The sequence below is a fragment of the Yersinia alsatica genome (genome assembly GCF_902170305.1).
GTDB lineage: Bacteria > Pseudomonadota > Gammaproteobacteria > Enterobacterales > Enterobacteriaceae > Yersinia > Yersinia alsatica.
The window spans coordinates 420,373-431,981 of sequence record NZ_CABHWW010000011.1; the positions used below are offsets into that span (position 1 = coordinate 420,373).

Sequence of the window (11,609 nt, forward strand, 5' to 3'; positions counted from 1 at the left end):
ACCTGAATATAAAACTTGGCTAATCTGTTGTTTTTTCTTATTTAATACAGAATGTTTTTTGTTATAAGGGATTTTATATCGCACTAATGGGTTAATTACCATCCCACTTTAGTATTTATCTTAAAGCCATTCACGACTAAGGCTTTATACTTTATGTCTAATAACAGATTTTATTAATTTTAATAACATATAACCGAGTTTGATAGTCGTAATTAACATCAGTAGTAAATGAGAAGAAGTTGTTATTCGTCAATAATACCGTTTCTGCATAGAGATATTATGCTCGACTTACGATAATACCCGTTCTGGGGGATATATGGCGGCAAAACTAAATATTCTATTAGTGCATGGCGCGTGGGCTGATGGCTCACAATGGCGATATATTATTCCCGCCCTTCACGCTATGGGGCATCGGGTTATTGCTATCCAAAATCCACTAACATCATTGGCTGATGATGTGGAACGCACAATTAAGCTAACCACTGCATTATATGGCCCAACATTATTAGTTGGTCACTCTTATGGTGGAATGGTAATTACCCAAGTTGGGCACCTGCAAAATGTGGTCGGAATGGTTTACCTTTCCGCGTTTGCTCCAGATGCTGGTGAGAGTTTATCAAGCACTTTTGCTTTGCGTGCTCCCCCTGTGGGCGCGGCTTACATTCGCCCGGATGACAATGGTTTTTTGTGGGTAGACACCGATAAATTCCATGAGAATATGTGTCAGGATTTCGATGAAAATGAAGCTCTGGTAATGGCTTTGGTACAAAAACCCTTAGCAGCACGTGCTTTTACCGATAAATCGGCTCAGCCAGCCTGGCGGGTAAAACCTTGTTGGTATCAGATTTCAACAGAAGACAGAATGCTGCCCGTCGAAACACAACGCGAATTTGCCAAACGCATTCAGGCACAAAAAGTCATTGAATTACCCTCTGGCCATGCTGCACATCTCTCGCGCCCACAATCAATCATCGAGTTAATTGCGGATGCCGCCAACGCGGTGAGATAGTTTTATCCCGCCCCAATGCCGCAGCGCTAAAGTCACTTTCTGATATTAATTTGATGATTACTGGCGAAAAAAAATCCGCTCGTGAGCGGATTTTTATCAACTACAGCATCTCACTGTTAAAGATGAATGCTGATAATCCTAAGCAAATACTTAGAAAGTGTAGCCGATGCCAGTAACCCAAGTACCAACATCAACACTACGGATGCGGCTCTGTTCGTAAGAAACGTCCAGGGCAACATTTTGCATCAGGTTAAACTGCATACCTGCGCCGTAAGTTAAGCCGTATTCGCTGGTGCTATCTTTAGCGCTAGCAGAAGTTGGGAAGTTCTGGCTAAAACGGCCATAACCCACACCGACCAAGCCATAAATGCTAGCCCAATCGTTGATGCGGTATGCTGGGCCACCAGTGATGGAGTAGTATTGCGCTTTGTTGTATACAGAAGAGCTATCACCGAAGCTGCTTTTTTCAGTGTGAGTGAAAGAGGTGATGTAACCCAGTTGAGAATCACTCCACTCGTAGCGGTATTTCAGGTTGAAACCTGAAGCCTTGTTAGCAACACCTTGGTAGTCGCTCTGGGCATAACCACCAGAAACGGTACTTTCACCAGCAAAAGCAGAACCTGCAGTGACTGCCAATACACAAGCTGCTACAGCTGAAAGACATGTAATTTTATTCATAACCACCTCGAAAGACGCAAATTTTTTAGATGAAACAAAAACACCATCAAATTATAACAATAAACAGTTAGAAACTCTGCCTGATAATGATTGTCTAACTAATTATTTGGTGTAACAAAGAATTTCAAGCATCTTCTATCTTGTTAATACCTTTACGATTTTCTGCTATTCTACTCCTCTTTGTGACCTCCATCACTAAAAGCCTTCCAGACTATTCTTAATTTTCATGCTCAAATTAGCGACAAAAATAGCGTTAAAAAACAGCAGCTCAAGAAAATAATTAATTTTTTTGTTCTTTTCTGCTGCCTATTTAAAGTCTTTGGTTATTTTCAAACACTTCGCTGACATTTCATTTACACTGGCTGACATTGATACCGACTATTTTTCTTTGAGGCTTAAAAGGATGTCTTTGTCTCCTTCATCCAAACATTCACTCCCACTGCTTCCGATTTTCTTGCTGATAATCGCCATGATCTCAATACAAAGTGGTGCATCTTTGGCAAAAAGTCTGTTCCCATTGGTGGGTGCTCAAGGGATAACCTCCCTACGCCTTGGCATCGGCACACTGATTCTGTTTGTTATCTTTAAACCCTGGCGGATGCGGTTTGAAGCGGGTAGCCGCTTGCCTTTGCTTGTTTACGGGGTAACATTAGGTGGCATGAATTTCCTGTTTTATCTGTCGTTAAAAACAGTGCCACTGGGCATTGCCGTTGCCTTGGAGTTTACCGGGCCTTTGGCCGTCGCCATGTTAGCTTCACGCCGCCCAGTTGATTTTATCTGGGTCGGTTTAGCCATTCTTGGCTTGTGGTTCCTCTTACCATTAGGGAATAGCATCGGCACCATTGATTTGTTTGGTGCAGCTTGTGCGCTGGGTGCCGGGGCTTGTTGGGCTCTTTATATCGTTTCTGGCCAAAAAGCCGGGGGGGATCATGGCCCCGGAACCGTGGCTGTGGGTTCTCTGATTGCGGCACTGGTTTTCTGCCCGATTGGTATAGCTTACAATGGCTTGGCGCTGTTTGATCCGGCAATTTTACCGGTTGCTCTAGCCGTAGCTATTTTGTCTACCGCATTGCCCTACTCACTTGAGATGGTCGCTCTAACCCGCCTCCCTACACGCACATTCGGTACATTAATGAGTTTGGAACCTGCATTAGCAGCGGTTTCGGGGCTGGTATTTTTAAATGAACATCTGACATTGATTCAATGGCTGGCACTGGCATCCATTATCAGCGCGTCTATCGGCGCAACTCTGACAATTAAATCCAAACCACAAATTGATCAAGTTGCTTGAAAAGGAGCCGTATATGGAAATCAGAATTGCGACTGCCGAAGATTTTGGCCAAATATGGCCCTTGTTTCAGGCGGTAATCAGCCGTGGTGACACCTACGTGTTCACTCCAGATACGCCTGAACAAGATGCCTATGATTACTGGTTTGGCCCCGGTGTTCGCTGTTTTGTCGCGCTGCATGAGCAACGCATTGTTGGCATGTATAAATTAATCGATAACCAACGTGGCCTTGGCTCTCATGTCGCCAATGCTTCATTTATGGTTGACGGGCAAGCTCGTGGATTAGGGATTGGCAAAGCACTGGGGATTCATTGCATTGAGCAGGCAACCACTCTGGGATACCGGGCAATGCAGTTTAACTTTGTGGTCAGCACCAACACCCTGGCAATTGCACTTTGGCAAAAGTTAGGTTTTGAGATAATCGCCACCCTGCCAGACGCATTTAACCATAGTGAATTAGGTTATGTTGATGCCTATGTTATGCATCGAGCACTGGTAGCAGATCAGCACTGACGGCCCAATTCCCCCAGAAAAAATTTTAATCGACTACACGCCAGCCCAGTTATTTCGCGGGCTGGCGTTTTTTATTCATTATTTTTCAATTTTTTTGCATCCAAAACACCAGGCTGATTCGTATAGGTAGATGTGAGGCAAGACTTCACCTCAACTACCCTAAAAGGAATACATTATGAAAACGCTTATTCGTACCGCTATCTGTGCTTCCTTAGTGTTCAGCAGTGTTTCAATGGCCGCCATGATGTCCGAAACTGTCATGGTGGGTGGCGCTTCAATGTTCCCGAGCAAAAACATTATTGAGAATGCGGTGAACTCGAAAGACCACACCACTTTGGTTGCTGCAGTGAAAGCTGCCGGGTTAGTTGATACCCTACAAGGTCCCGGTCCCTTTACCGTGTTCGCGCCCACTGACGCTGCCTTCGCAAAATTGCCAGCAGGTACGGTTGAAAATCTGGTCAAACCAGAAAATAAAGCCCTGCTCACTCAGGTCCTGACGTATCACGTGGTGGCTGGGAAGTACGATATGAAACAGTTGGAAAGTAAAATTAAAGCCGGTGGAGGATCTGCTGAACTGAAAACAGTTAACGGGCAGCCACTATGGATTATGAGTAACGGCCCACATAATATTCAGCTCAAAGATGCTAAAGGCAATATCGCCAATATCAGCACCTATGATGTACAACAGAAAAATGGTGTTATCGATGTTATTGATACTGTCCTGATGCCTAAATAAAACCCGTCTATACTGGGTGCAGTGTCTCACTGCACCTGACGGGTTTTTTTAGGGATTGGCGCATGAATGAATGTTCGCTGGAACAACAGATCGGGCTGATAAATGCCATAGCTCAAGGCGATCAGTCCGCTTTTGAAAAGCTTTACCGACTCACCTCCCCCCGATTATTCGCGGTCGCTTTACGAATGCTCCGCAATCCTGCCCGAGCAGAAGAAGTTTTACACGACAGCTTTCTCACCGTTTGGAACCGAGCGGGGAATTATAATGCGCAACTCAGTGCACCGCTGACGTGGTTAACTCATATCGTACGCAACCGGGCAATCGATCTGATGCGGGGCAGTGATAATCGCCTGCAAAGCTTGGACGATGACGACACAGATTATCTGATCGATAACTCTCTGACGCCCCTGGCACAATTGCAGCAAGACAGTGAAGCCAAGCAATTGGCGGGCTGCCTGGCACATCTGACGGCAGAACAACGCCAAAGTATTATGCTGGCTTATTACCAAGGGCTTTCTCATGGGGAAATCGCTGTTCATTTGCAGCAACCACTTGGTACGATAAAAAGCTGGATACGTCGTGCACTGGACCACCTGAAGGACTGCGTAGGCTTATGAAAAACAGACGCGAATATGACTCAGCACTGGCCGCAGAGTATGCGCTGGGAACCCTGCGCGGACTGGCCCGGATACGCTTTGAACGCAGAGTACGCCGTGATGCACGACTGGCGGCAGATGTTGCCAGTTGGCAAAGCCTCTTTACTCAATTGGATAACCAACTAACTCCGTTAGCGCCGCCTGAGCGCGTTTGGAAACGACTGGAGTTACAGTTGCCACCTATAAATGTACGCCACATCAAACGGAATCGTTGGTCTTATATTGGCTGGGCAGTAGCTGCCGGTCTTGCCGCCATGTTAGTGATACCCCGTTTGTTGGTAGAGCCTCCAACAGCCATACCGGTGGCGGTGTTGTCGAACAGTCAGCAAAGTGGTCAATGGGTCGTCAGCCTTGAGAAATCAACCCGCAGTTTGACACTCACACCGCTGAATCCTATTGCAGTAAGTGACAACAATAGCCTTGAATTATGGACTATTCCTGCGGGCGAAAAACCCCACTCACTGGGTTTACTCAATCCGCATGGCCCAACGCAACTGGCACTGGCCGGCAATCAATTAAGCGGGAATTCATTACTGGCTATCAGTCTGGAGCCCCACGGTGGGTCACCAACCGGCCAACCAACCGGCGCCGTATTGTTTAGTGGGCCATTACAAAATATGTAAGATATTTTTGTTATTTGCTGTTGTAAAACTTGAGGTTAGAAGAGTGATAGTGACGGTTACTCACCCACATCACTCCACTGTTTTTTTACCGGAGGCCATGCATGCAAGACTGGGATCCTGATTTATACCGCCAATTCGAAGCCGAGCGCACCCGCCCTGCCCATGATCTGCTGGCACATATTGCTCTTGACGCACCACAGCGTATCAGTGATTTAGGCTGCGGGCCGGGTAACTCCACCCAATTGCTGCACCAGCGATTTCCCCATAGCCAACTTGTCGGTATCGATAACTCGAGAGCCATGTTGCTCAGTGCACAGCAGCGCTTACCTGATTGCGCTTTTCTCGAAGCCGATATCCGCCAGTGGCAACCTTCAGAGCCGCAGGATCTCATTTATGCCAATGCTTCATTGCAGTGGCTAACCGACCACCAGCAACTTTTCCCTTCTTTATTTACCAAACTTTCGCCCGGCGGTATTCTGGCGGTTCAAATGCCCGATAACCTGGATGAACCCAGCCATAGAGCCATGCGGGAGGTCGCAGAAAATGGCCCATGGCAACAGACGCTACAGGAGGCGGGCGCAATTCGGGCAAAAGTGCTCACGGCCAGTCAATATTATGATTTGCTAGCCCCCCATGCTGAACAAGTGGATATCTGGCGCACCACCTATTACCACCCAATGCCCTCGGCACAGGCGATTGTTGACTGGTTACGTTCCACCGGTTTGCGGCCTTTCCTTGAGCCACTTTCGGAAGCTATGCGATTGGATTTCCTACAGGATTATCTGGCTATCATTGATGCCGAGTATCCACAGCAAGTTGATGGCCGACGCTTACTCGCCTTTCCGCGCTTGTTTATTGTCGCCCGCACAGCACAATAGCCACTTAAACATGCCGGTTAAATGAGTTAACCGGCATAACATGTTGATAAAATGGCAACAAAATAGTCCAGAAAGGAAACTATTAAGATTCCATATCATTATTATGTCAGTTATTAGCAAGTCGCCACGCCAACTTATTAATTAACAACACCTTCAAGTTATCTTCAGCATAAAATACCACTCATAAATAACTTAAAAATATTTAAATAATAAAATACATATAAATCACAGCGATAGTCATTATCAACTAGACGTAGAAAGGGAAAAATCCCTATTTTAGTAAAGAAACACTAAATTACATTTTCAAACACTCTCGCTAATAAGCTATTTAATTGATAGGCACTATCTAACCTACAAAGTTAAATATCTTTGTTATACTTATGCCGGTGAAGAAATTGGCAATCAACTCAATAAAGGGATACCTATTATGAGTACAGCAAAACTGGTAAAAGCAAAATCTTCCGAACTCATCTACACACGTAATGACGTTGATGAGCATACTAAAGCGTTGACGATTAAACTGCTAAACGAGATGGTCATTCAGTTTATCGACTTGTCGCTTATCACCAAACAAGCTCACTGGAATATGCGCGGTGCCAACTTTATTGCTGTCCATGAAATGTTGGATGGCTTCCGCGCGGCCATTAATGATCACCTGGATACCTTCGCTGAACGCGCCGTACAATTAGGCGGTGTTGCGCTCGGTACTGCACAACTGGTCACTGACAGAACCCCACTGAAAAGCTATCCAACCCATATTCATAGTGTGCAAGAGCACCTGAAAGAGTTGGCCGATCGTTATGGCATCGTGGCTAACTTTGTCCGCAAAGCAATATCAGAAGTTAAAGACGAAGACAGTGCAGATATGTTCACTGCCGCATCCCGTGATCTGGATAAATTCCTGTGGTTTATTGAAGCTAATATTGAGTAATTCTCTACCCATTATCCGATAGATTCCAAGTGATAGAATCGAGACAGGGCCGGTAATTATCCGGCTCTGTTCATGGAGGTCATATGGCAAGTGGATGGGCCGGAGACGGCGCAGTACAAGATCAAATTGACTCCACCCTTGAAGACGCAGTCCAGCGCGCCCGACAAGCTCTTGGCAAAGGTGAGAGTGAAATATATTGTCTGGAGTGTGGGCAAGCCATTCCAGAGGCCCGGCGCCAGGCATTGGCCGGTGTTAAATATTGTCTGACTTGCCAAGATGAGTTAGATAAACACCAAGCAACTCATAGTGGCTATAATCGCCGCGGCAGCAAAGATAGCCAACTTAGATAGTCCCCTCCTCCTTTTCCTCCTCCGCACCCTTTTCGCACAGAAATCCGATGGACTTAACAATATTGTTACATTAATGTTGATTACCGATTGTTTATTATTGCCTAACGAGTTAATAATAAGTAAATAATGGATTGGTTGCACCAAAATGATATTAATGCACTATTTTGGTGGGTCATATTGGTGCAATTGGTGTCGACTAAGTATTTGCATGCAAATTACTTCGAGAAAATTCTTTATTTTTAAATAACTTGCATTTCTGGCACGATCTTTTCATATTGCATCCTGAAATATAAAAATGGATCTCCATGCCTCAGGCCATTGGCATTGCAGGTTGACTGCGATACCAAGATCACAGGGTATATCCACAAAAGCACAAAGGAACTCCCACTTATGAAGTCACTTGTCAAAGTTTCATTGGCCGCACTCGCGCTGGCCTTTGCCGTTAGCTCCCACGCCGCAGAGAAAGAACTGATTGTTGCAACAGATACCGCATTCGTTCCTTTTGAGTTCAAACAAGGGGATAAATATGTCGGTTTCGATATCGATTTATGGGATGCCATCGCGAAAAAACTGGATCTGAAGTACACCCTGAAACCGATGGATTTCAGTGGCATCATTCCTGCGTTGCAAACCAAAAACGTGGATCTGGCACTGGCGGGTATCACCATCACCGACGAACGTAAAAAAGCAGTCGATTTCTCTGATGGCTATTACAACAGCGGCTTGCTGGTGATGGTAAAAGCAGATAACAACGACATCAAAGGCGAAGCTGACCTGGCTGGCAAAGTGCTGGCAGTAAAAAGCGGCACCGGTTCTGTTGATTACGCTAAAGCTAACATCAAAACCAAAGACCTACGCCAATTCCCGAATATCGACAATGCTTATCTGGAATTAGGTACTGGCCGTGCTGATGCCGTTTTGCATGACACACCAAACATCCTTTACTTCATCAAAACTGCGGGCAATGGTCAGTTTAAAGCCGTGGGCGAGTCCATCAAAGCTCAGCAGTATGGTGTAGCATTCCCACAAGGCAGCGACCTGCGTGAAAAAGTGAATGCTGCGCTGAAATCCCTGAAAGAAGACGGCACTTACGCTGCAATCTATAAAAAATGGTTCGGCGTAGAACCTAAGTAATTAATTTTTGCCGTTTTTAGACCAGGAGAATATCCATGCAGTTTGAATGGAGCGCTATTTGGCCCGCCATCCCAATCCTGCTTGAAGGCGCCAAGTTAACCCTATGGATTTCGGTCCTGGGGTTGCTTGGCGGCCTGATTATTGGGGTTACCGCAGGTTTTGCCCGCGCCTATGGCGGTTGGCTGAGCAGAAATATCGCATTAGTTTTTATTGAACTGATCCGTGGCACGCCGATTGTGGTACAGGTGATGTTTATCTACTTCGCATTGCCGATGATGATGCCGTTGCGCATCGATCCCTTCTCAGCAGCCGTTGTGACGATCATGATTAACTCAGGTGCCTATATCGCGGAAATCACCCGTGGTGCAGTGCTATCAATCCATAATGGCTTCCGTGAAGCTGGTCTGGCGCTGGGTTTATCCAAGCGCGATACCTTGCGTTATGTGATTGCACCTTTGGCCTTGCGCCGCATGTTGCCGCCATTAGGTAACCAATGGATCGTCAGCATCAAAGACACCTCACTGTTTATTGTGATTGGCGTAGCCGAACTGACTCGTCAGGGTCAAGAAATTATTGCCGGCAACTTCCGCGCTATGGAAATATGGAGTGCGGTGGCGGTGATCTACCTGATAATCACCTTGGCTCTGAGCTTTGTTCTGCGCCGGTTAGAAAGAAAACTGAAAATCATATGATTGAATTTAAAAACGTCTCCAAACACTTTGGTAAAACCCAGGTGCTCCACGACATCAATCTGAATATCACCAAGGGAGAAGTGGTGGTTATTATTGGTCCTTCCGGTTCGGGTAAATCAACCCTACTGCGTTGTATCAATAAGCTGGAAGTTATTACCAGCGGTCAATTGATTGTCGACGGTCTGGATGTGAATGATCCCAAAGTTGATGAACGCCTGATTCGCCAAGAAGCGGGGATGGTGTTCCAGCAGTTTTATCTGTTCCCGCATCTGACAGCACTGGAAAACGTGGCATTTGGCCCGATCCGGGTGCGTAAGGCTTCTAAAGAAGCGGCCAATAAACTCGCCATGGAGTTATTGACCAAGGTGGGTCTGGAAGATCGCGCTCATCATTACCCGGCTGAGCTGTCTGGTGGTCAACAGCAGCGTGTCGCTATCGCCCGTGCACTGGCAGTCAAACCGAAACTGATGCTGTTTGATGAGCCCACCTCTGCGCTGGACCCGGAATTGCGCCACGAAGTCTTGACGGTAATGAAAGATTTAGCCGAAGAAGGCATGACCATGGTCATCGTGACCCATGAAGTTGGCTTCGCGCAGAAAGTGGCCTCTCGCCTGATCTTTATTGATAAAGGCCGGGTGGCACAAGATGGCGAGCCAGATAGCTTGATTTCTAATCCGCCAAGTGAACGTTTACGGGAATTCCTGCAACACGTTTCTTGATGAGCAGCTAAAACAGAACTGGCGGGTATCAGTAAGATACTCGCCAGTTTTTTTATTTTGTCGCCATCTGCCCGGTCATACCATGCTTTGCTGATTCTTCACCTGAGCAAATGCTGCCATCAACTTCACAACATCTTGCATCCCAATATTGACCTGATTGATGACCTCACCGGCATCTTGCGTCAGCGTTACCCCGCCCCCCGCATGCTCAACACACACATCCATACCCTTAATGGCCGCCGTGACGCCATTCTGAATGGTCTTTGTCATGTGTTCGATTTCCGTCGCCGCCTTACGTGACCTCTCTGCCAGCATGCGCACCTCACTGGCTACCACAGAAAAACCTTTTCCATGCTCACCGGCATGAGCCGCTTCAATAGAAGCATTAATCGCCAATAAATTAGTTTGCGAAGAGATTTTGCGGATAGCTTCTACAATGGTGCCAATCTCTTTTGAACAGCGGCCTAAATCACTGACGACATCCGATGTTTCACGGGCAACAGACTCGACTTCCTGCATACCACGTACTGCCTGCTGAACAATCTCGGCTCCCTGTGATGCCGAGCGGTCAGTGGTTAATGATAAATGATGCACATCGCGGATCAGGTTTTCTTCATGCTCCTGCTGCAACATCAGTTGCGTAATATCTTGGGCAATTTTTACCACTTTCAGTATTTGCCCGTCATTGTCCATAATCGGGTTATAACTCGCCTCCAGCCATACTCGCTCACCACGGCTATTTACCCGCTCAAAACGCCCGATAATAAACTCTCCCCGCGCTAACCGTTGCCAATGCTTACGATATTCATCCGAGTGAGCAAATTCAGGGGTACATAACATCTGATGGGATTTATGTTGGATATCAGCCAGGGAGTAACCAATAACTTTTAGCAGGTTATCATTGGCATCTAAAATAGTGCCTTGCGGAGTGAAGGTAATCATTCCCATGGAACGATTAAGTGCCGCGAGCAAACTCTGATGCTCCTGAGATTGTAAAATTCGATCAGTAATATCACTCGCCAGTTTGATTATCTCGACCACTCTGCCCTGGCTATCAAGCACTGGTGTATAGGTTCCCTGCAACCAAATAATAGTGCCGTCTTTACGGACACGCTTAATATTGTCGGTAATGGGTCGCCCTTCATTTAGCAATTGCCAATGGCGGCGATAAGCATCACTTTGTACATAATGCGGCTCACAAAATAATTTATGATGCTTACCTACCACCTCATCTTGTTGATATCCCATTGCCTGTAAAAATAATGAATTAGCATGTTTTACTGTGCCATCAGGCTTAAAAATAATCATCGGAACAGCATTATCAATTGATGTTAGTTCTGCGCGCGGGGAGGCATGAGATGAGCTGAAGTTAAACAGCATAAGTTAAGTCCTTATGGCGAA

At 46.2% G+C, this 11,609-nt stretch carries 14 protein-coding genes; 12 read left to right on the forward strand and 2 right to left on the reverse strand.

Annotated elements, in window-relative coordinates; translation table 11 throughout:
* The first annotated feature begins 316 nt into the window (after positions 1–316).
* Positions 317–1,009 carry an alpha/beta fold hydrolase gene (locus FTA96_RS08710; RefSeq protein WP_050122339.1) on the forward strand — a complete coding sequence of 231 codons (693 nt, stop codon included), beginning with the start codon at positions 317–319 and terminating at the stop codon, positions 1,007–1,009.
* Between the two features lie 150 nt (positions 1,010–1,159).
* Here the strand turns inward: FTA96_RS08710 and ompX are convergent, their stop codons facing one another.
* A complete protein-coding gene (ompX, locus tag FTA96_RS08715) occupies positions 1,160–1,687 on the reverse strand; it encodes an outer membrane protein OmpX (protein ID WP_050107590.1) in 528 nt (175 codons plus the stop codon).
* A 403-nt stretch (positions 1,688–2,090) separates the two neighbouring features.
* Between ompX and rhtA the strand changes: the two genes are divergently transcribed.
* From rhtA to glnQ, 11 genes are all read left to right on the forward strand, one after another.
* Entirely contained in the window at positions 2,091–2,978 is an 888-nt protein-coding gene (rhtA, locus tag FTA96_RS08725; RefSeq protein WP_050122341.1) for a threonine/homoserine exporter RhtA, read from the forward strand.
* A 13-nt stretch (positions 2,979–2,991) separates the two neighbouring features.
* Positions 2,992–3,489 (forward strand): GNAT family N-acetyltransferase, encoded by a 498-nt coding sequence (locus FTA96_RS08730; protein ID WP_050136018.1) that lies wholly within the window; start codon positions 2,992–2,994, stop codon positions 3,487–3,489.
* A gap of 175 nt (positions 3,490–3,664) precedes the next feature.
* Positions 3,665–4,225 carry a fasciclin domain-containing protein gene (locus tag FTA96_RS08735; RefSeq protein WP_145573604.1) on the forward strand — a complete coding sequence of 187 codons (561 nt, stop codon included), beginning with the start codon at positions 3,665–3,667 and terminating at the stop codon, positions 4,223–4,225.
* A gap of 62 nt (positions 4,226–4,287) precedes the next feature.
* Positions 4,288–4,842, forward strand: a complete 555-nt coding sequence (locus FTA96_RS08740; protein WP_145573606.1) for a sigma-70 family RNA polymerase sigma factor — start codon at positions 4,288–4,290, stop codon at positions 4,840–4,842.
* Positions 4,839–5,504 (forward strand): anti-sigma factor, encoded by a 666-nt coding sequence (locus FTA96_RS08745; RefSeq protein ID WP_050107597.1) that lies wholly within the window; start codon positions 4,839–4,841, stop codon positions 5,502–5,504. Before FTA96_RS08740 ends, FTA96_RS08745 begins: the two co-directional genes overlap by 4 nt.
* Positions 5,505–5,605: 101 nt before the next feature.
* Complete coding sequence (gene tam / locus FTA96_RS08750; RefSeq protein WP_145532761.1) at positions 5,606–6,382, forward strand: trans-aconitate 2-methyltransferase; 777 nt, start codon at positions 5,606–5,608, stop codon at positions 6,380–6,382.
* Positions 6,383–6,809: 427 nt separating this feature from the next.
* Positions 6,810–7,313, forward strand: coding sequence for a DNA starvation/stationary phase protection protein Dps (gene dps, locus FTA96_RS08755; protein WP_050107600.1), 504 nt, complete (start codon positions 6,810–6,812; stop codon positions 7,311–7,313).
* A gap of 83 nt (positions 7,314–7,396) precedes the next feature.
* Positions 7,397–7,663 (forward strand): DksA/TraR family C4-type zinc finger protein, encoded by a 267-nt coding sequence (locus FTA96_RS08760; RefSeq protein ID WP_050107602.1) that lies wholly within the window; start codon positions 7,397–7,399, stop codon positions 7,661–7,663.
* 390 nt (positions 7,664–8,053) lie between these two features.
* Positions 8,054–8,797 (forward strand): glutamine ABC transporter substrate-binding protein GlnH, encoded by a 744-nt coding sequence (gene glnH, locus FTA96_RS08765; protein ID WP_050107604.1) that lies wholly within the window; start codon positions 8,054–8,056, stop codon positions 8,795–8,797.
* A gap of 35 nt (positions 8,798–8,832) precedes the next feature.
* A complete protein-coding gene (glnP, locus tag FTA96_RS08770; protein ID WP_048616417.1) occupies positions 8,833–9,489 on the forward strand; it encodes a glutamine ABC transporter permease GlnP in 657 nt (218 codons plus the stop codon).
* Entirely contained in the window at positions 9,486–10,208 is a 723-nt protein-coding gene (gene glnQ, locus FTA96_RS08775; protein ID WP_050107606.1) for a glutamine ABC transporter ATP-binding protein GlnQ, read from the forward strand. The genes glnP and glnQ overlap by 4 nt, the downstream gene beginning before the upstream one ends.
* Before the next feature lie 75 nt (positions 10,209–10,283).
* Here the strand turns inward: glnQ and FTA96_RS08780 are convergent, their stop codons facing one another.
* A complete protein-coding gene (locus tag FTA96_RS08780; protein ID WP_050122343.1) occupies positions 10,284–11,588 on the reverse strand; it encodes a methyl-accepting chemotaxis protein in 1,305 nt (434 codons plus the stop codon).
* Positions 11,589–11,609: the final 21 nt, after the last annotated feature.